Annotated in this window: 18 protein-coding genes; 7 read left to right on the plus strand and 11 right to left on the minus strand. The window is 66.9% G+C overall.

All coding sequences use genetic code 11. The features are described from left to right. Nucleotides 1-19: 19 nt before the first annotated feature. Together AC1DZQ_RS20650 and AC1DZQ_RS20655 are read right to left on the minus strand one after the other, a co-directional pair. A complete protein-coding gene (locus AC1DZQ_RS20650; RefSeq protein WP_476965256.1) occupies nt 20-1,228 on the minus strand; it encodes a globin domain-containing protein in 1,209 nt (402 codons plus the stop codon). 184 nt (nt 1,229-1,412) lie between these two features. Beyond that, nucleotides 1,413-1,829, minus strand: coding sequence for a PaaI family thioesterase (locus tag AC1DZQ_RS20655; protein WP_090574798.1), 417 nt, complete (start codon nt 1,827-1,829; stop codon nt 1,413-1,415). 166 nt (nt 1,830-1,995) lie between these two features. Here AC1DZQ_RS20655 and paaZ point away from each other — a divergent pair, with 166 nt between their 5' ends. Continuing rightward, nucleotides 1,996-4,098 carry a phenylacetic acid degradation bifunctional protein PaaZ gene (gene paaZ / locus AC1DZQ_RS20660; protein ID WP_476965257.1) on the plus strand — a complete coding sequence of 701 codons (2,103 nt, stop codon included), beginning with the start codon at nt 1,996-1,998 and terminating at the stop codon, nt 4,096-4,098. A 185-nt stretch (nt 4,099-4,283) separates the two neighbouring features. Beyond that, the gene (locus tag AC1DZQ_RS20665; protein WP_476965258.1) at nt 4,284-4,691 is read left to right on the plus strand and encodes a VOC family protein; all 408 of its coding nucleotides are present in this window, start codon (nt 4,284-4,286) and stop codon (nt 4,689-4,691) included. Nucleotides 4,692-4,813: 122 nt separating this feature from the next. Here the strand turns inward: AC1DZQ_RS20665 and gad are convergent, their stop codons facing one another. The 7 genes from gad to AC1DZQ_RS20700 form a co-directional block, all read right to left on the minus strand. Further along, nucleotides 4,814-6,193, minus strand: coding sequence for a glutamate decarboxylase (gene gad / locus AC1DZQ_RS20670; protein WP_476965259.1), 1,380 nt, complete (start codon nt 6,191-6,193; stop codon nt 4,814-4,816). Nucleotides 6,194-6,224: 31 nt separating this feature from the next. Then, nucleotides 6,225-6,926: a hypothetical protein gene (locus tag AC1DZQ_RS20675; RefSeq protein WP_476965260.1), complete on the minus strand. Its 702-nt coding sequence runs from the start codon at nt 6,924-6,926 to the stop codon at nt 6,225-6,227. Continuing rightward, nucleotides 6,919-8,295: a chloride channel protein gene (locus tag AC1DZQ_RS20680; protein WP_476965261.1), complete on the minus strand. Its 1,377-nt coding sequence runs from the start codon at nt 8,293-8,295 to the stop codon at nt 6,919-6,921. Before AC1DZQ_RS20680 ends, AC1DZQ_RS20675 begins: the two co-directional genes overlap by 8 nt. Nucleotides 8,296-8,560: 265 nt before the next feature. Beyond that, nucleotides 8,561-9,421: a DUF427 domain-containing protein gene (locus AC1DZQ_RS20685; RefSeq protein WP_476965262.1), complete on the minus strand. Its 861-nt coding sequence runs from the start codon at nt 9,419-9,421 to the stop codon at nt 8,561-8,563. Nucleotides 9,422-9,490: 69 nt separating this feature from the next. Next, nucleotides 9,491-10,096, minus strand: a complete 606-nt coding sequence (locus tag AC1DZQ_RS20690; protein WP_476965263.1) for a TetR/AcrR family transcriptional regulator — start codon at nt 10,094-10,096, stop codon at nt 9,491-9,493. Nucleotides 10,097-10,127: 31 nt separating this feature from the next. Then, the gene (gene paaK, locus AC1DZQ_RS20695; protein WP_476965264.1) at nt 10,128-11,456 is read right to left on the minus strand and encodes a phenylacetate--CoA ligase PaaK; all 1,329 of its coding nucleotides are present in this window, start codon (nt 11,454-11,456) and stop codon (nt 10,128-10,130) included. Between the two features lie 16 nt (nt 11,457-11,472). Next, entirely contained in the window at nt 11,473-12,012 is a 540-nt protein-coding gene (locus AC1DZQ_RS20700; protein WP_476965265.1) for a hotdog fold thioesterase, read from the minus strand. Nucleotides 12,013-12,103: 91 nt separating this feature from the next. On the opposite strand from AC1DZQ_RS20700, the gene pta reads away from it, so the two are divergent. Continuing rightward, the gene (gene pta / locus AC1DZQ_RS20705; RefSeq protein ID WP_476965266.1) at nt 12,104-14,245 is read left to right on the plus strand and encodes a phosphate acetyltransferase; all 2,142 of its coding nucleotides are present in this window, start codon (nt 12,104-12,106) and stop codon (nt 14,243-14,245) included. Nucleotides 14,246-14,254: 9 nt separating this feature from the next. On the opposite strand, the gene AC1DZQ_RS20710 is transcribed toward pta, so the two are convergent. Continuing rightward, nucleotides 14,255-14,770, minus strand: a complete 516-nt coding sequence (locus AC1DZQ_RS20710; protein WP_476965267.1) for a DivIVA domain-containing protein — start codon at nt 14,768-14,770, stop codon at nt 14,255-14,257. Next, nucleotides 14,757-15,899: a globin domain-containing protein gene (locus tag AC1DZQ_RS20715; protein WP_476965268.1), complete on the minus strand. Its 1,143-nt coding sequence runs from the start codon at nt 15,897-15,899 to the stop codon at nt 14,757-14,759. Before AC1DZQ_RS20715 ends, AC1DZQ_RS20710 begins: the two co-directional genes overlap by 14 nt. A gap of 381 nt (nt 15,900-16,280) precedes the next feature. Between AC1DZQ_RS20715 and AC1DZQ_RS20720 the strand changes: the two genes are divergently transcribed. From AC1DZQ_RS20720 to AC1DZQ_RS20735, 4 genes are all read left to right on the plus strand, one after another. Beyond that, entirely contained in the window at nt 16,281-17,450 is a 1,170-nt protein-coding gene (locus AC1DZQ_RS20720; RefSeq protein ID WP_476965269.1) for an acetate kinase, read from the plus strand. Between the two features lie 103 nt (nt 17,451-17,553). Further along, on the plus strand, nt 17,554-18,117 hold the full coding sequence (locus AC1DZQ_RS20725; protein ID WP_476965270.1) for a GNAT family N-acetyltransferase: 564 nt from the start codon (nt 17,554-17,556) through the stop codon (nt 18,115-18,117). 29 nt (nt 18,118-18,146) lie between these two features. Continuing rightward, the gene (locus AC1DZQ_RS20730) at nt 18,147-18,290 is read left to right on the plus strand and encodes a hypothetical protein (RefSeq protein ID WP_476965271.1); all 144 of its coding nucleotides are present in this window, start codon (nt 18,147-18,149) and stop codon (nt 18,288-18,290) included. A gap of 157 nt (nt 18,291-18,447) precedes the next feature. After that, nucleotides 18,448-19,362, plus strand: a complete 915-nt coding sequence (locus AC1DZQ_RS20735) for a DUF4192 family protein (RefSeq protein WP_476965291.1) — start codon at nt 18,448-18,450, stop codon at nt 19,360-19,362. Nucleotides 19,363-19,375: the final 13 nt, after the last annotated feature.

The raw sequence follows: 19,375 nt of genomic DNA on the forward strand, positions 1-19,375 counted from the left end.
ACAGAACAGCGAGCCGCGGTTACTGGAAGTCAGCCAGCCAGAGATCCGGGCCGAATACCTCGTATTGAATGTCCTTGGCAGGTACGCCACCAGCAATCAAGGCGCTGCGAACCGACTTCAGGAACGGCAGGGGACCGCAGAGGTAGTACTCGGCGTCGTCCGGGAGTTCCACGTCGCTGACATCCATGAAACCGGTGAACGCGGATCCGGACGCCCCGCCGGACTCGGCGGGAGTCAGGAACCACGTCTTCAAGGTCCCGTCCGCCAGTTTCGCGAGATCCTCCGTGACCTGCGCGCGGAGCGGGAAGGATGCCTCGCTGTCATCGGCATGCAGGAGTATCACCTGGCGTTGGGAACCGGACTGCACGAGGTGGGAGAGCATCCCGGCCATGGGCGTGATGCCGATTCCGGCGCTGGCCATGACCAGGGGCCGGTCCGTGTACTCCAGCACCACGTCGCCGAACGGTACTGAGAGCACCACCTCGTCGCCCACCTGGATGTCGTTGTGGAGCAGCGTGGACATCTCGCCGTCGGGCGTCGGAAGTCCACGGACCCTCTTGACGGCGAACTGCCGGTGCTGCCCGTCGTCGGCCTTGGTCAGGCTGTATTGCCGCGGCTGCTGCACGCCGTCAGGCATGGTCATCTTGATGGTCACGTACTGCCCCGGAAGGGAAGGCTTGACGTCGCGCTCGTCGGTACGCTCGACGACGAACGACACAACGTCGTCTGTCTCCTGGATCCGCTGCACCACCCGCCATGTCCGCCAGATGGTTTCCGGGGAGAGGTGCACGGCGTTGTACAGCCCGCGCTCCTTGTTGATGAGCAGGTTCGCCAGCAGCCAGTAGACCTCGTCCCAGGCGGCCGCGACCTCGGGGGTGACGGCATCCCCCAGGACATCCACGATCGCCCACATGAGGTGGTCGTGGACAACCTGGTACTGGTCCGGGCTCAGTCCCAGCGAGACGTGTTTGTGGGCCACCCGGGAGAGCAGATGGTCCGGCACCTGATCCGGTTTCTCCACGAGCATGGTGGCGAACGCCGCGATGGATCCGGCGAGTGCCTGCTGCTGGCGGCCGTCCGCCTGGTTTCCCCTGTTGAACAGGCCGTCCAGGAGGTCTGGCCGTGCCTCGAACATATGTTTGTAGAAGCGCTTGGCGATTTCCTCGACATTTTCGCCGACTACGGGAAGCGTTGCCTTGACGACAGGAAGCGAGGTGTCTGAGAGCATGGTGGATCCCTTCCGGTGCGACCGGTGATACCCGACGGTGCCGGGCGACTCAGCCCTTCCACGCTAACAGCCGGGGCCATGGGTCTTCCGGGTCGATCGGCCCTACATCACCGGGGGACACCGGGTGTAGGCGGCCTCCCGAGGGCTCGCCGCGGAACCGCGAACCCTCGGGAGGCGGGGGTACTCAGGCCTTGCGGGGCAGCAGCAGATTGGTGATCCGCAGGGTGCAGAGCCGCTGGCCCGCCTCGTTGGTGATTAGCACCTCGTGGGTGGTCAGCGTGCCACCCAGATGGATCGGGGTTGCCGTGATCGTGATCAGCCCCTCCCGGGCCGATTTGTGGTGCGTGGCCGAGACGTCGACGCCCACCGCCGTCTTGCCCAGGGTGCTGGCGTGGATAACGGCGGCCCAGGACCCCACGGCCTCGCCAACGGCCAGTGAGGCGCCGCCGTGCAGGAGCCCGAACGACTGCCGGTTGCCCTCCACCGGCATGGTCGCCACCACGCGGTCCACGGACTCCTCGACGATCTTCACGCCCATCTTCTCGTCGAGTTCCCCGAGGGTGATCTTCCACAACTCGGTGCTGCCGGTCTCGGGCGTCATAGCGTCTCCTTTGTTGCCGGCCGGCCGTGGGCCCGGACGGTCGGTGCCGCCGCGGCTAGTGTGCGGCAGGCCTCATTCATGTACTCTAGATCATATTACCGAACGGACGGTCAGTAATGTTCCGGCCGTGTTGATCTTGCTCCCCCGTTGGAAGGACCCGTCAACGATGACCACCACAGCCGCACCCACAGTAGACACTGTCGAGATCGTTCCCAGTTTCATCCGAGGTTCCTGGTGGACTCCCGACGCCGCCTCCGCCGCCGGCGCAGCGCCGGTACTGGACGCCAGCACCGGCGAGCTCCTGGCCAAGGTGAGCACCGAGGGACTCGACCTCGCCGCCGTCGTGGACTACGGCCGCACCACGGGCCAGGCGGAACTTGGCACGCTGACCTTCCACCAGCGCGCGCTCAAGCTCAAGGAGCTGGCGCAGTACCTCAACGGCCGCCGCGAGGAGTTCTATGCGCTCTCGGCGCAGACCGGCGCCACCAAGATCGATTCGATGATCGACATCGACGGCGGCATCGGCGTGCTGTTCACCTTCGGGTCCAAGGGCCGCCGGGAACTGCCCAACTCCCAGGTGGTGGTGGATGGCCCCATGGAGGTGCTGTCCCGCGACGGCTCGTTCGCCGGCGAGCACATCTACACCCGCATCCCCGGCGTCGCCGTGCAGATCAACGCCTTCAACTTCCCGGTCTGGGGCATGCTGGAGAAGCTTGCCCCGGCCTTCCTTGCCGGCGTCCCCACTATCGTCAAGCCGGCCACCCCCACGGGGTACGTCGCCGCGGCCGTGGTCGAGGCGATCGACGAATCCGGCATCCTGCCCACCGGCTCGCTGCAGCTGATTTCCGGCTCCGTCCGCACGCTGCTGGACCACCTGGACTACCGCGATCTCGTGGCCTTCACCGGCTCCGCGTCGACCGCCAACACGCTCAAGTCACACCCCAACGTGGTCAAGGGCGGCGTCCGCTTCACCTCCGAGACGGACTCGCTCAATGCCGCGATCCTGGGCCCGGATGCCGTCAAGGGCACGCCGGAATTCGACGCCTTCATCAAGTCCCTCGTGACCGAGATGACCGCCAAGGCCGGCCAGAAATGCACCTCGATCCGCCGCGCGATCGTGCCGCAGGAACTCGTCGCGGACGTCACCGCCGCCGTGGGGGACCGCATCCGCGAACGCGTCGTGCTCGGTGACCCCCGCGCCGAAGGCGTCACCATGGGCGCCCTGGCCTCCCTCGAGCAGCTCGCCGACGTGCGCGCCGCCGTCCAGTCCATGCTCGACGCCGGCGGGGAGCTTGCCTACGGCACGCTCGATGCGCCGAAGGTCACCAGCGCGGACGGAAGCATCGGCGTCGTCGACGGCGGCGCCTTCATGTCTCCGGTCCTGCTGAGCTGGGCCAACCCGGAGGCCGAGGAGGTCCACTCGCTCGAGGCCTTCGGCCCGGTGTCCTCGGTGATCGGCTACACGGACCTGGCCGACGCCGTCCGCCTCGCCGCCCGCGGCGGCGGCTCGCTGGTCGCCACGGTCTGCACGAACGATCCCGCCGTGGCGCAGCAGTTGGTCACCGGCATCGCTGCCCACCATGGCCGCGTGCTCATGCTCAACCGCGAGGACGCCCGCAGCTCTACCGGCCACGGCTCCCCGGTCCCGCACCTGGTCCATGGCGGTCCCGGCCGCGCCGGCGGCGGCGAAGAACTCGGCGGAATCCGCTCGGTGATGCACCACATGCAGCGCACCGCCATCCAGGGCTCGCCCAACATGCTCACCGCCGTCACCGGGCTCTGGCACACCGGCGCGGACCGCAACTTCACCCTCGAGACCGAGGGCCAGCACCCGTTCCGGAAATCCCTGGCCACGCTGCACATCGGCGACGCCATCCGCTCGGAGTTGCGTGAGATCTCGCTGGAGGAAATCACCAAGTTCGCCAACTCCACCGGCGACACCTTCTACGCCCACACCAACCAAGAAGCCGCCGCGGCCAACCCCTTCTTCCCGGGCATCGTGGCGCACGGCTACCTCCTGCTCAGCTGGGCCGCCGGCCTGTTCGTGGAGCCCGCGCCGGGCCCGGTCCTGGCCAACTACGGCCTGGAGAACCTGCGGTTCATCACCCCGGTAGCGGCGGGCGACTCCATCCGGGTGACCCTGACGGCCAAGAAGATCACCCCGCGCGAGACCGACGAATACGGCGAGGTGGCCTGGGACGCCGTCCTGACCAACCAGAACGACGAAATCGTGGCGACCTACGACGTCCTGACCCTCGTCGAGAAGTAGCACTCCTCCCGACGCTCCCTCACGTTGCTCTATCACTCGTGGCTGCCAAAAGGTCGAAATGGCAGCCACAAGTGATAGCGCAACCAGAGGGGGGCATCCCGTGGAGCGTCGCCTGTCCGGGGCGCAATTGGCGGGCTCTTTCCACCCCGCTCCGGCGTAAAATCTTGCTCGTAGGAGGTGGCGAAATGACCCTAGTACTCAATAAAGCCACAACAGTCCTGCCAGTCGATGATGCAGCGCGTGCCCGGCATTTCTACGCGGACACTTTGGGGCTCCCGCACCGTGGCGTGGCAGATGACGGAAGCGAAATGTTCGGCTCAGAAGGCGGCCCAATGCTGCAGCTGATGCCAGTCAAGGATGGAAAGCACTCAGAACACACCACCCTGAGCTTCGAAGTCAGCGAGATCGAGCGCACAGTCCAGGAAATGGAAGCCAAGGGCGTCACGTTCCAGGACTACGATCAACCTGATCTCAAGACCGAGAACCACATTTGTACAACGGATTCAGAGAAGTGCGCCTGGTTCATGGACTCCGAGCACAACGTTCTGTGCGTGCACGAGAACATCACCACGGCAGCTGATTACCAGCTCTAAACGGCGGGCAACGGCGAGTTTTTGGGCGCTCCGGCTCAGCGGGGCGCCCCTTCTGTTGCCTGCGGTCATCCCGCACCCCCCGTGTGTCGCCGTTGCACCGAGTCAACGGCCGTCAATGGCCGTCAATGGCCGGGTCCGGTGACCATCTTCTTTCGTTCGGATTCGTGCGCGCCGCCCTTCTTCGCCAGCGTGGAACACGCCTCTTCGATGTCTCGGGCAAGCGTGTCGACGTGCTCGCGGCTCATCGTTTCCTTGACAAGGGCCCGCATGATCGTCACGTCCTGGGCGTTGGGCGGCAGGGTGTATGCCGGCACCATCCAGCCGCGCTCGGCCGCGAGCTGCCAGGCAATGTCGAACTCGTCGTACCCGGTGTCGGCGGCGAGCCGGAACGCGACCAGRGGGAGCTGTTCCTCGTCGGGGCCGATGATCTCGAACCGGCCCATGGCTTCCAACTTCTCGGCGAGGGCGCGGGCGTTGGCCTGCATGTTCTGCATGATGTACGTGTAACCGGCGCGACCATAGCGCACGAAGTTGTAGTACTGGGCGAGAACCATCGCCGAGCCGGTGGAGAAGTTCAGCGTGAAGGTCGAGTCCGTCTTGCCCAGGTAGTTCTCCTCGAAGACGAGGTCCTTGGCCAGATCGGCCTTCTCCCGGAAGATCAGCCAGCCGATGCCGGGATAGACCAGTCCGAACTTGTGCCCGGAGACATTGATCGAGCGGACCTGCTCGAGCCGGAAGTCCCATTCGGAGTCCGGGTAGAGGAAGGGCCAGACGAACCCCCCACTGGCCCCGTCCACGTGCACCGGTACGTCAAGGCCTCGTTCACGCTTGATCCCTACCAGCAGGTCGTTGATGCCGACGATGTCGTCCTTGTGCCCGGTGAATGTCGTACCCAGCACGGCTGCGACACCGATCGTGTTCTCATCGACATGGGCCTGCACGTCCTCCGGGCCGATCGTGTACTTCCCCGGCTGAAGTGGCACGATTCGGGGCTCGACGTCGAAGTAGCGGCAGAACTTCTCCCACACAACGTGCACGTCGCCGCCGAACACCAGGTTCGGGTTCGACGTCGACGCGCCGGCGGCCTCGCGACGCTTGCGCCAGTTCCACTTCAGGGACAGACCGCCGAGCATGATCGCCTCGGACGATCCCTGGGTTCGGGCTCCCGTCGTCTCGCCGGGTGCGTGGAAGAGGTCGGCGAGCATCCGAATGCAGCGCTGCTCGATCTCGGCCGTGCGGGGATATTCGGCGTGGTCGATGAAATTGCGGTGCAGGTTCGCGGCGATGATCTGCTGGGCCTCCGGCTCCATCCACGTCGTCACGAAGGTCGCCAGGTTCCGGGCCGGATCACCCTCCAGCGCCAGGTCCTCCGACACCAGCCGCAAAGCGTCCTGAGCAGGAATGCCGGTCTCCGGGAACTCCCGGCTCGGAACTTCCTGGGTGACAAATCGGTTGCCGAACAGTGCCGCGTCGGCATCCGTTGGCTGGAAATTAATTGACATCACTTCTCCTTCAGAGACTGTTGAAAAGGTGTTACGGATGAGTTCCCCGGCCTGCAGGAGACGAGGCATCGGTGGATTCTGGACTCAGCATCAGAATCGCGCCGGTGAGGAAGCACAGGCCTCCCACGAATGTGCCGAGATTGGAGAGCTCGGCGTTCAAGACATCTCCGCTCGACGGTATGACAAAGGCCGCGACAGCCGAGATGCCGAACGCAACGGAACCGGCCACGTTGATCACGCCGATCTTCCACGTTCGAGTCCTCGGCCGGCCGGCAATGGCGCCGCGACCGGCATCCCGCAACGCCACACCGCTTGAAATGAGGAAGGCTACTGACCCCAGAACGTCGGGTCGCCACACCTGCTGCTCGGCCAGCGCCGCACTGAGATTGACCCGCATTGCGTTTGCCGTACTCCAGTTGAACCACAGCGTGCCGGCAAATTGAACCGCGCCAGCAAGCCAGCCGAGATTCCGGGGCGCCCATACCCAAAACGAATGGCGCCGCGTGGCACCCACGGCCGGGAGCGCGTCAACGGCTTCGCGGTACTGCAGGAACGCCGCACAGGTGAAGAAAAGCGAACCGACGAAGAATGTGGCTGCACACAAGCGCAATCCCACGGCCTCGGCGTATAACGGCACCGCTCCCAAGGCGAACAGACTCGAGCCAATGATGAACAACCAGGCCATCCACCGGTCCCGTACGGTCAAACGGCCCGCGCTCGAGATCTCAGTCATTGTCGGCCCTCGAGGGAGCCCGACGATGGACGCTGCCGGCATCGTCAGGCGCCACGGACGCCCTCGGGCCCGGGACCGGGAGCACATTGGTGATCACGAAGGCCACCACCACAGCCACCACCACCTGGGGTGTTACGGCCACACCGTCCGCCCCCAGCAGCAGCGTGGCCAGCAGCGTCGACGTCAACGGCAGCCGCAGCATAGCTGCACACATGGCTCCCATGCCCATGCCGATCGCCGCCGCGAGATTCATTCCGGGCAACCCACTCGCGGCAATACCGAGCGCCGCACCGATGAACAACGACGGGAACACCGGCCCGCCACGAAACGCGCTCAGCGAGAGCCCGTAGGCCAAGGTCTTACAAGCGATCAGCAGGACCAGCACAGCAAGCGGGTAGTCCGCAGCGTGTTCGACCAGATCCGGAAGTGCGTCCTGCCCCGAGAACAACACCTGCGTGAAGCTGTGGCCAGAGACCAACTGGTACGCCATCGCGGTAAGACCGACCAGCAAGCCGAGCGCAGACGTCACGAACAGCCGGTTCAGATGCACGACCGGGCGAAGCGACAGTGCGACCCAGCGGATCAACCATCCCAACAGCGCGCCGACCAGGCCCATGACCACCGCCCAGCCCATCGACGCCAACGTCGGCGGCACCGCAGGCGGCACCGCGGGCAGCGCCAGCGAGAAGCTGCCCAGCCCTGTCCAGCCGTCCAGGCCGACGAACACCAGCGCCCCGACGCCAGAAGCGAGCAGTCCGGGCAGCGCCACCAGACTCAGCGTCATCCCCCCGATCCCTGCGGCCTCCATGATCAGGAAAGCACCGAGCACGGGCGACCCGAACAGGGTACTGATCGCTGCGAAGCTGCCAGCCGACGCCATGATCGTCAGGGCCATCGGCGGAGCGTCTTTCTTCACCAGGTGCACCGCCAACGCCCCGAGGCCCGAGCCGATCGCGATGAGCGGCCCCTCCGGCCCGAGCACCGCACCCAGGCTGAGCGTTGTCAGCGCCGCGAGAACGATGCCCACGAGCTCCCGGCCGCTGGGCGGACGGCCGCCCGTCTTGAATCCGAAAGCGGGTGAGTGGCCCCCGGTGCCCGGCAGATACCGGATGGTCAACGCCGTCAGCAGCCCGCACAGCACCAACCACGGAACCGGCCACCACGCAGGAGCAGGACCTCCGAGGACTTGATTCGGCAGCTCGTCGAAGACGAACCTCTGGACCGCCGCGACCAAAGCGAGAAAACCGTACGCAATGATCGAGATGGGAACGCCCAAGACCGCTGCCAGCACGAGCGCAGCGATGTACGGCCTGGAACGAATCACGGCGACCGGATCGATACTGGCCGGCGACGCGGCAGGCCCGCTCATTTTCGGCTACCTGGCGCGCGCGTGGCGATTCGGGTGGCCTCGAATGTCCTTCTTCTGGATCGGGTCGACTGGTTGAGCATCCCTTCTCCCTCCGCTGGCCGTCCGCTGGACGGCGGGAGCCTCTCGTGAGGTCTCACAAGCGATTGAGGCTGGTCCGCCACATGTTCTCCAAGCTAGCGCTTCCAGTGGTGGGCCGTCGTCACCCAATGCGGGTGAAAGAGAACCGAAGAACACGGATGTCCTTTCTGGACATCGAACGGAGTTTTCACACCCCCGGTGCCGCCGGTCCGTCCGGGCGGGACCACGGCGTGACCGGGCGCTCCTGCCGGACGCCGTCGACCGTGATGTCCACTCGCTCATTGAAGAAACTGACAAGGCCGTGGATCTGGGCGGCGTCGGGGAACCGCCGGTCATAGCTCCATGCGATGTTCCGGCCGCTCTCGGCGGGCGGATACGTCCAGTAGCTCGCCTGGCCCTTGTACGGGCAGACGGTCCGCTTGGGACTCTGCTCCATCAGATCCAGCCGCACATCTGACGGCGGGATGTAGTAGCGCACCGGCAGCATGGTTTCGTAGAGCAGTTGCGCGCCGTTCGTCTTGGCCAACGTGACGCCGTCGAGCGCTGCCTCAACGGTGAGCGAGGACGCCCGGATGTCCACACGGTGGAACGGATCACGTGGATGGCCGATGATCTTTTCGTCGTCCTCGAGCCAGTCGAAAGCGTTGAAATCCAGCACCACATAGCCGGCGAGGTCGGGGTCCGCCGGCCGAAAGGCAGCGCGGGGCAGCCGCGCATGGGAGGTGACGACGTCGAGCTCCTCACCGTCCGCTGTGTGCCTGCCGAATGCCGTGCGCGGATCCAGTGCCGGCGGGCCCTCGGCACCCATTCTGAAGCCGTGCTCCGGGACGTCGCCCGCCTGCTGCCCCGGCGGCGCGAGTTCAGCCCGGAGGTCAGCTTCGCTGACGGCGTAGATGGGGGTGATGCGTTTGGGCTCCCACACCAAGAGCGCGCCAAGCGTGTCGACGACGGCCCGCCCGCCCACCATGGCGCGGATCCTTTTCTGGGTGGGCTGGTAGCGCAAATCGGGGAACGTGCTGAAAAGGACTTCAGATAGCTTCGTGGCCATGACTACAGGGTGGGCGTCCGTTATCCTGCCGTCAACGACTGTCCCGGCCACCTGCCGGCCGGCGGTCGGTCAGCGCGGCACGTGGAGGCCGTGGAACGCCATCGTGATGACGTCGTCGGCCAGCTTTTCAGGGGACAGTGAGCCGCCCGGCTTGTACCACTCGACGATCGAGTTGATGGTGCCGAACAGCAGGCGGGTGACGGTGCGCGGGTCGATGTCCTGGCGGAGCGTACCCTCATCCCGGGCCTCGGAAATCAGCGCGGCGACCTTGTGGTCGAACGTGCGGCGCCGTTCCAGCGCGTCCCGCTCGATCTCCGTGTTCCCGCGCAGGCGCAGCAGCAGCGTCACGAAGGGCAACCGCTCCACCAGCACCGAGATGGTCTGGCGGACCACGAACTCCAGCCGGGCATCGGCCGAACCGGCGGTGGCGCCGGGCTGGTCCAGGATCGCCTCGAGCCCGCCCAGGGCATGGTCCAGGGCGAGCTTCAGCAGGTCGCCCTTGGACGGTACGTGGTGGTAGATCGCGGACTTGGAGATGCCCAGGTTCTCGGCAAGGATGCCCATCGAGGTGGCATCGTAGCCATGGCGGTTGAAGACGTCGACGGCGATCACCAGCACCGACTGCTGGTCATAGCCGGGGCGGCCGCGCTTGGTGGTGGTTGCTGTGCTGGGCATAGTGGCTAGTTTCTCACGATCGGGTTCTCACTCAGCCCTTGGGGCGCATGTCGTAGATCCGCCGCAGCTTGCCGTTGGACCGCTCCAGCGAGCCGGGCTCGACGACGTCGACCGTGCAGGAGGAGCCGACGTGGATCTTGATCTGCTGCTGCAGGGCCTTGGCGGCGGCCGCGGCGCCCTCGACCGTGACGGCGTCGCGGCGCTCGATCTTGACGGTCATCTGGTCCATCCGATGGCCCTCGGGGCGGGTCAGTTCCAGCTGGAAGTGCGGGCTGAGCTCCGGGATGCGGAGGGCGATCTCCTCGATCTGGGACGGGAACAGGTTCACGCCGCGCAGGATGATCATGTCGTCGCTGCGGCCGGTGATGCGGCCCATGCGGCGGTGCGCCGGGCGCGCGGTGCCCGGCAGCAGCCGGGTGAGGTCCTTGGTGCGGTACCGGATGATCGGCAGGGCTTCCTTGGTGAGCGAGGTGAAGACGAGCTCGCCCGGTTCGCCGTCGCCCAGCACCACGGAGGGGTTGAAGGCGTCAATGATCTCGGGGCGGAAGTGGTCCTCCCAGATGTGGCTGCCGTCCTGCGTTTCCACGGCTTCGCCGGCGACGCCCGGGCCCATGACCTCGGAGAGGCCGTAGATGTCGCAGGCCTTGAGGTTCATGGTGGTCTCGAGCTCGTGCCGCATTTCCTCGGTCCACGGCTCGGCGCCCAGGACCGCGTACTTCAGCGAGGTGGAGGCCGGGTCGATGCCCTGCTTCATCATGGCGTCCGCGATGGTCAGCAGGTACGTGGGGGTGGCCAGGATGGCGTCGGGCTTGAAGTCCTGGATGAGGGTGATCTGGCGCTCGGTCTGGCCGCCGGAGATCGGGATGACGGTGCAGCCGAGGGCCTCGGCGCCGGCGTGGGCGCCCATGCCGCCGGTGAACAGGCCGTAGCCGTAGGCGTTGTGGACCTTCATGCCAGGCCGGACGCCGGAGGCGCGCAGCGAGCGGGCCACAAGTTTGGCCCAGTCGGCGAGGTCCTTCTTCGTGTAGCCCACCACGGTGGCGCGGCCCGTGGTGCCGGAGCTGGCGTGGATCCGCGCGACCTCGTGCTGCGGCACGGCGAACATGCCGAACGGGTACTCGAGCCGGAGGTCCTCCTTGGTGGTGAAGGGGAACTTGCCGAGGTCGGAGAGCTCGCGCAGGTCTGTCGGGTGGACGCCGGCCTCGTCGAACTTGCGCTTGTACAGGGGGACGCGGTCATAGGCGTAGGCCAGCGTGTGCTGCAGGCGGCTGAGCTGAAGCGCCTCGAGTTCGTCGCGGGAGATGGTCTCCTCGCGGTCCAGGACGGCGTCAGCAGTGGCGGCGGCAGTTTCTTGGGTCATCTGTGGTTCCCTGTTTCTATTTCTTGGAGATGGTGCGGCTGCGGCCGCGGAACTCGGCGATGAGTTCGCCCGCAGGGGCATCGCCGGCGCTGTCGGCGGGGAGTTCGCCCGGGACGGTAGCGGCGGGAACCGAGCCGGCGGGTGCCGACTGCGGCGTCCCAGGCGCGCCCGCGCCGGGATCGGCGGCGTAGATCTGGATGTCGTAGAGCCCGCTGCGCCCGGTGCTGGCGCGGCGGTTGGCGACGGCGGTCAGCACCTGGCCGCGGAACGCCGGCTTGAGGAAGTTGATGTCGACGCCGGAGGCCACGGTGATGCTGCCCTCCTCGGCCGGGCTCGGGCTGGCCGGGTTGCAGGCCAGCGCGAAGGCTGTGTCGCCGAAGGCGAAGATCATTCCGCCGTGGGCCATGCCGAATCCATTGAGCATTTCCTGCCGGAGCGTCATCCGGATCGTGGCATGTCCGTCGTCCAGTGCGAGAACTTCGATGCCCATCCATTCGGAGGCATAGTCGTCTTTCAGGATGGAGTGGGTGCCACCGGAAATCGTCAGTTCAGCCATGCCTCGTTGCCTCCAGCTTTATTTACCGAATGTTCATTAGGTAATCCCATCTGGGTGCCCGCTGTCAAGAGGTGTAAGTATGCTGGGACACATGGCCAAAGGAATCTACGTCAGCGCGACCACCCCGGGCTCCGGCAAGTCCCTCATAGCGCTGGGGCTGGCGGACACGCTGCACCGGCACGCGGACCGCATCGGCTTCTTCAAGCCTGTGGTCCACGGCAACGACGCCGCGGCGGACCCGATGGTGGCACTGATGAAGGCCCGGTTCGATCTTGACGACCAGCGCTGCCGCGGCGGCCTGACGTTTGCCGAGGTCCGCGGGCTGCTGGCCGAGGGAAACAGGGCCGAGATCGACGCCCGCTGCGTGGAGATCTTCGCCGAAATGTCCCGCCACTGCGACGTGGTGATTGTGGAGGGGACGGACCTCACCGGCCAGGATGCCGCCGTCGAATTCGACCTCAACGCACGCCTCGCGAACAACCTGGCCGCCCCAATCGTGGCCGTGGTGGGCGCGAAGGGGCGGACCGTCGAGGAGGCTGCCGACGCCGTCGAGGTTGCCCGCAAGGAACTGGCGGCGGAACGCTGCAGCCTCCTGGCCATCATGGTGAACCGCGCCGACCCGGAGGACGTGGACGCGATCGTCGCCGCAGTGAAGCCCGGCGCGTCCGGCCGTCCCGTCTACGTCTTCCCGGAGCTGGAGGACATTGCCCGGCCGACCACCGGCGAGGTGGCCTCGGCCCTCGGGATCCGCCAGGTGGCCGGCCGGCAGGACATGGAACGCGACGTCCATTCGATCAAGGTGGCGGCCATGAACGTGGCCAACTTCCTGCACGTGCTCGACGACGGCGCCCTGGTGATCGTCCCGGGTGACCGTGCGGACGTGATGGTCGCGTGCCTCGCGTCGTCGTTCTCGCCGGAGTTTCCGGTGCCGTCGGCGCTCATTCTCACCGGCGGCCTGGCCCCGGACCCCAACATCTACTCGCTGCTGGCGCAGGCGCCATTCCCCGTGTTCACGGCCCCGGACGATACGTACACCACCGCCAAGCGGGTCTCCGAGGTGCGCAGCGAGATCTGGTCCGGGCACCGCCGCAAGGTGGCCTCCGCCTTGGGCCTATGGGCCAAGCGTGTGGATGAGGCCGAACTAGTGGAGCGGCTGCATTTACCGCGGCTGGAGCGGATGACGCCGCTGCGGTTCCTGCACGACCTCGTCGAGCGGGCGCGGCTGCAGCGCCGGCACATCGTCCTGCCCGAGGGGACCGACGTGCGGATCCTGCGGGCCGCCGAAATTCTGCACCGGCGGGACGTCTGCGACCTCACGATCCTGGGCAACGAGTCCGCGGTCCGGGAGTTGGCGTCCACCCAGGGCATCGACCTCTCGGGCATGAGCATCGTGGACCCCGCGACGTCGGAGCTGCGCCAGCAGTTTGCGGAGAAGTACGCGGAGCTGCGCGCGCACAAGGGCGTGGACCTTGCCCGGGCGCTGGAAGTCATGCTCGATGGCAGCTACTTCGGCACCATGATGGTGCAGCTGGGCGTGGTGGACGGCATGGTGTCCGGCGCCGCGCACACCACCGCCCACACCATCCGTCCCGCGCTGGAGTTCGTCAAGACGCGCGACGGCGTAAAAATCGTCTCCTCGGTGTTCCTCATGCTGATGCCGGACCGGGTGCTGGTCTACGGCGACTGCGCGGTCAACCCTGACCCGAACGCGGAGCAGCTGGCGGACATCGCGCTGGCCTCGGCCGAGACCGCCGCCCAGTTCGGCGTGGAGCCGCGCGTGGCCATGCTTTCCTACTCCACCGGCGGGTCCGGGACCGGCGAGGCAGTGGACAAAGTCCGGCAGGCCACCGAAGCTGTGAAGGCCCGCCGCCCGGATCTTGCCGTCGAAGGCCCCATCCAGTACGACGCCGCCGTGGATGCCGCGATCGCGCAGTCCAAGATGCCCGGCTCGTCCGTCGCCGGGCAGGCCACCGTGTTCATCTTCCCGGACCTCAACACGGGCAACAACACCTACAAGGCGGTGCAGCAGTCCTCGGGGGCGGTCGCCGTCGGGCCCGTCCTGCAGGGCCTCCGCAAACCGGTGAACGACCTCTCCCGCGGCTGCACCGTGGAGGACATCGTGAACACGGTGGCCATCACGGCCGTCCAGGCCCAGTCCGTGGCTGACGGCGCGTCAGCTGAGGCACCAGCCTCCGGCGCGCAGCCCGTGGAGGCGGGGCACGCCGGGGCGTAGGGCTTGGAGCTAGCCGTTGCCGTCGCTGCGGTCGGCGCGCGCCACGGGGAGGTCGCCGAGCTTGTCCACTTGCTCGGCCAGGGCGTCGATCACGGCGCGCAGCTGGACTTGGGCCACCTTGGTGTAGGTGCGGACATACTCGATCTCTTGGATGGTGTCGGTGTAGCCGGCCGCAGTGGCCGCCGGCGCAGGAGCGGCCTGCCGCGTGGCCACGGAGTCCTCGGCGCGGCGCAGGATCTCGCTGTACTGGGTGCGGGCGCTGGCTACGAGGTCCTTCGAGTACTGCTCGGCCTCGGCCACGAACTTCTCGGCGAGGATCTGCGCCTGCGTGATGACCTTGACCATCTCGTCTTTGGCTGCGGGGCTTGCTGCGCCCGGCTGGCGCTGGTCCGCCTCGAGTTGCTCGGCAATAGTCCGAAGGAACTCGTGGACGGCTTGCTGGTCGTACCCGCGTCCCACCACCTCGAACGAGGCGTTGCGGATGTCGGAAGGGCTGACGCGGCCTTCTGGGCTAGCTGTGCTCATGGTATACCTCTTCCTGGTCTGCGCCGGTGGCCGAGGAGTTGTCCTCGACGCCTGCGTAGTCTTCGTACCGTATGTCGGAGCGCGGCGTACCCGCCGCGACGAGTTCGCTGATGGTGTGCCCCACCATCGCCGTCGATCCGGCCACGAGGGCCAGGCGGCGGGGCGCCTCGGGGTGTGCCGCCGCCACGGCGCCTACGTAGCCCTGGGCGCCGGGGAAGGTCGCGTCGTCGGAGACGACCGGGTGGTAGCTGAACCACGGCTCCCTCGAGGCGAGGTCGGCGAGTCGCTGCTGGTCGTAGAGGTTCCACGGCACCCGTGCCCCGTGATAGAGGTCCACCCGCGGCCCGCTGCCGCGCTCGCCCCATTGCTGCCGGACGGCGTCGACCATCGCGGCCATCGGGGCGAGCCCGGTTCCGCCGGCAACCATGAGCAGGTCCCGCGAACCCTCGAGGGCGAGCTGGTCCCCTACAGGGGCGCCGATGCGCACCGTATCGCCCACCTTGGTCCGGCGGGCGGCGGCGGTGCTGAAGAGGCCGCCGGGGATCAGCTGGACGTGCAGTTCGATCATGCCGTCGGTGCGGGGGGCGTTGGCCGGACTCAGGTAACGCCAGGTCCGCGGGAGTGCGGGAACCTCTACCGCGGCAGACTGGCCGGGCGAGTATGTGAAGCCGTCCGCGACTCGGACTTCCAGGACCGTGACGTCCAAGCTGCGGCGCTCGACGGCGGTGACCTCGCCTTCCCACCACGGCGGAGTCGTATCCGAGGCCTCCTCGGCGGCCATGACCATGACCTTGGCGATCAGTCCGTACGCCTCGGCCCACGACTGCGCCACCTCGTCGGTCCATTCCGGACCGAGATACTTCTGCAGGGTCGCCAGGAAGGAAGCCCCCACCATCGAGTACTGCTCCGGCTCTACGGAGAAACGGCGATGGTCGCGGCCGAGTTGGCCGATGAACCCGGCCACCTCGTCGATCTGATCCGCGTGGCTCACAATGTGCCCGAGGGCGGCGAAGAGTTTGTCCCGCTGGCCGGCCATCGAGACCGGGAACATTTCGCGCAGCTCGGGGTGGGACAGGAATAAGTGCGAGTAGAAGTACAGGGGGACTTCGTCCCCGAGCGCGGCCGCCATGGACCAAGTCCTCTTCAGCCCACCGGCATCCATCGAAAGGCCCTTCTGTCGGGGGCGTCCTCCGCCGGTTCCGGCGGAGCGGCCCCCCAGCGCCTCGGCAAACTTACCCCATTGCCGGTTCGGAGGTCCAACCGTTTCGGCGCTCATGCGGCAGGCCGGAGCCTTCCTCGCGGCGCCTTGAAAGGGCCGGTGCGGCCCGGCTCCAGGCTCCCTGAAGCGGCTTTCGCAACGGATCGGCCCGTCCCGAAGACCCGCATTCAGACCGCTGACACCCCGGCAATTTATAGTAGGTCCTACGGAGCGCTGCGCCAGGCTCCTTTATAAAGCCAGATCCTCGACCCCGTCAGCTGCAACCGTCGAAGCCAAGGCTTAGGAGGCCCCATGCTCGTGCTCGTCATCAACTCCGGCTCGTCCTCGCTCAAGTACCAGGTGCGCGACGTCGAGGCTGGCAGCGTGCTCACCGAAGGCCTGGTCGAGAAGATCGGCATGGGTACCGGCGGTGAGGGCGACGGCCAGCCCGAGGGCCCGCGCGACCACGCCGAGGCGCTGGAGCAGGTGGACGCGGCCATCCACGCAGCCCTGGGGGAGCGGGTGCTCGATGCCGTTGGCCACCGCGTGGTGCACGGCGGGGAGCGCTTCGCCGAGCCGGTGCTGGTCAACAACGAGATCACCCGGGCCATTGAACGGCTGAACCCGCTCGCGCCGCTGCACAACCCCGCCAACGTCCTGGGCATCCGCGCGATCGCCAAGAAGTGGCCGGAACTGCCGCAGGTGGCCGTGTTCGACACCGCCTTCCACCGCACCCTGCCCGAGCACGCCTGGCGTTATGCGGTGCCGGACGAGCTCTACACGAACCACGGGATCCGCCGCTACGGGTTCCACGGCACCTCGCACGAATACGTCGCGCACCGGGCGGCGGCGCTGCTGGATGTTCCGGTCGAGGAGTTCGACGCCGTGATCGCCCACCTGGGCAACGGCGCCTCGGTCACCGCGATCCGCGGCGGGCAGTCAATCGACACGTCCATGGGATTCACGCCCCTCGAGGGCCTCGTCATGGGCACCCGCTCCGGCGATCTCGATCCGTCCATCCTGGTCTTCCTGGGCCGGACCGGCTGGTCTCCTGAGGACCTGGATTCGATGCTGAACCGGCAGTCCGGGCTCAAGGGCTTGGCCGGAAACAACGACATGCGCTCGGTGGTGGAGGCCGCGGAAGCCGGGGACGCCAAGGCGGCCATGGCCCTGGCGGTCGCGTCTTACCGGCTCGCGAAGTACATCGGCGGGTACCACGTGGCCGTCGGCGGCGCGAAGGCCCTCGTGTTCACGGCCGGAATCGGCGAGAACTCGCACCAGTTCCGGAACCTGGTGGCGCAGCGGCTCGGTGCCCTCGGCGTCGAACTCGACGCCGGGCTGAACCGGGAGCGGTCCAAGGAACCCCGCGTCATTTCAACCCCGACGTCGGCCCTGCCGGTCCTGGTGGTCCCCACCGACGAGGAGCGGGCGATCGCCGAGGCAACGGCCGCCGTCGTCGCCAGGGCATCCGTTGCTCCGTAACCGCACCCCGCCTGCCGCCCAACTAGCTGGCAGCAGGGGCCGTTATGAGCGCTCAAAACGGCCCCTGCTGCGAGTCAGTTGGGCGGCAGGTAGCGTTGGGGGCATGACCGACCCCAAGCCCCTCCCTCCGCTACCGATCCGCACCGAACGGCTGGTCCTGCGGCGCTTTGCAGCCTCCGACCTCGATGCCTTCCACGCCTACCACTCGCTCCCGGAAACCGCCCGGTTCCTGCCCCGCGAGGCCAAGAGCTACACCCAGTCGATGGAAACGGTGGGACGGTATGCCAACTTCGAGTTCGAGAAGGAGGGCGACTGGGTGGCCCTGGCCATCGAGGCCCAGGATTCGCCCGGGCTGCTCGGCGAGGTGGTGCTGAAGTGGCTGGAGGGGTGCGGGCAGGCCGAGATCGGCTGGAGCCTGGCCCCGGAGGCGCGGGGACGGGGGATCGCGAGTGAGGCCGCCCGTGCGCTCCTCAAGCTCGGCTTTGAGGACCTGGGCTTCCACCGCATCGATGCCAAGCTCGATGCCCTGAACACGGACTCGGCCGCGCTCTGTGAACGGCTCGGCATGCGCCTGGAATCACGGCAGGTGGACAAGTGGCACTACAAGGGCGAATGGGCCACAGAGGTGGTGTACGCCATCCTCGCGGATGAGTGGAAGGCCCGCTAACAGCCGTCCTGACCGGCAAACACACAACCATGAACGATTCCATCAAGTTCACCGCCGCCGACGACATTCTCGCGTTTATCCCGCACACGCGGGGAGAGGTGCCGAGGGAAGAAAAAGAAAATTCCGATTGGTGCGTAACCTTTCGCGGTTCCCCAGCGATTACTGCTTTGTAAGCGCCGCTGGAGCTTGGTCCCCCACCAGACATCCGGCCGGCCTTCCACTGTAAGTGCTGGCCGGCGCCTGCCCCCAAGAGGCGCCGGCCAGCCTTCACGCAACCAAGGGATGTACGTTTCTTGTGAAGAGTGTTAGCAAGACCGCCACGTGCTGAGCATGCAGGGAAACCGGCTCGGTGCCACGCTTCGCATGGACGCCCCGTTCGACGCGGACCCGGTGGACTACGCCCAAACGCCGGTCAGCTACCTGACCGCCGACGAAGACGCCACCGGCAGCATCCTCGTGATCTACACCGACGAAAACAGCCCCAATATCCCGCGCTCCTACTCTGGTCACGCCGCCGCGCTGCGCACCGAGCTGGACACCGCAGGGATGCCGCTGCGGGACGCGCGGATGGTCACCTCCGAAGTCTGGATGAACTACCTCTGCACCAACCCGAGCTGCTGCGGCGAGGAGCCGCTGGACGCGACCACCACCAGCACCGGAAACGCCGCACTGATCTACGCCGGAAGCAACATCACCGGATTCACCGAACCGGCACCGTTCACCGGGGACACCGGAACACGCGAAACCATCGCGGCCTACCGCCCCGATGGATGGCCCGACGCACTGGAGAACAGCCGTGCCGAATGGGCCCGCGTTCTGGAGAACCCCGCCACCCTGACGGCCCGGACCGCGCGGGAACTGGCAGGAGCGTTCCAGCACCCCGCCACCCGGGATGACCTGATGACCGACGTGATCACACGTGCACCGGATCAGTTCACGTCCGTCATGCTCGGAGTTTTCCCCACCCGCCCGGACTGGGCACGCGTGGACACCGCCCAGGAAGTCGCGTTCGAACTGATGAAGGCAACCCCGCAAGGGCAGCGTGCCCCGATGTTGTGCCTGATCGGCTGGCTGGAATGGCTCAAAGGCAAGCCCAGCTTCGCCGCCCGGTACTTCAAGCTGGCACTGGAGGACGTCACCGACTACCGCCTTGCCGTTCTGCTGGCTGAACTCGTGAACCGCGGGCTGGTTGCTGACTGCGCGCGGAACCCGGGAATGTCCTATGCACGCCCGAAGAGCCGCTAGCCGGAGGGACTGA

This window comes from Arthrobacter sp. P1_C12_2, from assembly GCF_056406415.1.

Coding starts and splice junctions, on each gene's coding strand:
- AC1DZQ_RS20725 (WP_476965270.1), top strand. CDS start 17,554: ATGACCGACCCCAAGCCCCTCCCTCCGCTACCGATCCGCACCGAACGG.
- AC1DZQ_RS20700 (WP_476965265.1), bottom strand. CDS start 12,012: ATGGCTGAACTGACGATTTCCGGTGGCACCCACTCCATCCTGAAAGAC.
- paaK (WP_476965264.1), bottom strand. CDS start 11,456: ATGACCCAAGAAACTGCCGCCGCCACTGCTGACGCCGTCCTGGACCGC.
- pta (WP_476965266.1), top strand. CDS start 12,104: ATGGCCAAAGGAATCTACGTCAGCGCGACCACCCCGGGCTCCGGCAAG.
- AC1DZQ_RS20690 (WP_476965263.1), bottom strand. CDS start 10,096: ATGCCCAGCACAGCAACCACCACCAAGCGCGGCCGCCCCGGCTATGAC.
- AC1DZQ_RS20715 (WP_476965268.1), bottom strand. CDS start 15,899: ATGGCGGCCGCGCTCGGGGACGAAGTCCCCCTGTACTTCTACTCGCAC.
- AC1DZQ_RS20675 (WP_476965260.1), bottom strand. CDS start 6,926: ATGACTGAGATCTCGAGCGCGGGCCGTTTGACCGTACGGGACCGGTGG.
- AC1DZQ_RS20710 (WP_476965267.1), bottom strand. CDS start 14,770: ATGAGCACAGCTAGCCCAGAAGGCCGCGTCAGCCCTTCCGACATCCGC.
- AC1DZQ_RS20730 (WP_476965271.1), top strand. CDS start 18,147: ATGAACGATTCCATCAAGTTCACCGCCGCCGACGACATTCTCGCGTTT.
- AC1DZQ_RS20685 (WP_476965262.1), bottom strand. CDS start 9,421: ATGGCCACGAAGCTATCTGAAGTCCTTTTCAGCACGTTCCCCGATTTG.
- AC1DZQ_RS20720 (WP_476965269.1), top strand. CDS start 16,281: ATGCTCGTGCTCGTCATCAACTCCGGCTCGTCCTCGCTCAAGTACCAG.
- AC1DZQ_RS20735 (WP_476965291.1), top strand. CDS start 18,448: ATGCAGGGAAACCGGCTCGGTGCCACGCTTCGCATGGACGCCCCGTTC.
- AC1DZQ_RS20650 (WP_476965256.1), bottom strand. CDS start 1,228: ATGCTCTCAGACACCTCGCTTCCTGTCGTCAAGGCAACGCTTCCCGTA.
- paaZ (WP_476965257.1), top strand. CDS start 1,996: ATGACCACCACAGCCGCACCCACAGTAGACACTGTCGAGATCGTTCCC.
- AC1DZQ_RS20665 (WP_476965258.1), top strand. CDS start 4,284: ATGACCCTAGTACTCAATAAAGCCACAACAGTCCTGCCAGTCGATGAT.
- AC1DZQ_RS20655 (WP_090574798.1), bottom strand. CDS start 1,829: ATGACGCCCGAGACCGGCAGCACCGAGTTGTGGAAGATCACCCTCGGG.
- AC1DZQ_RS20680 (WP_476965261.1), bottom strand. CDS start 8,295: ATGAGCGGGCCTGCCGCGTCGCCGGCCAGTATCGATCCGGTCGCCGTG.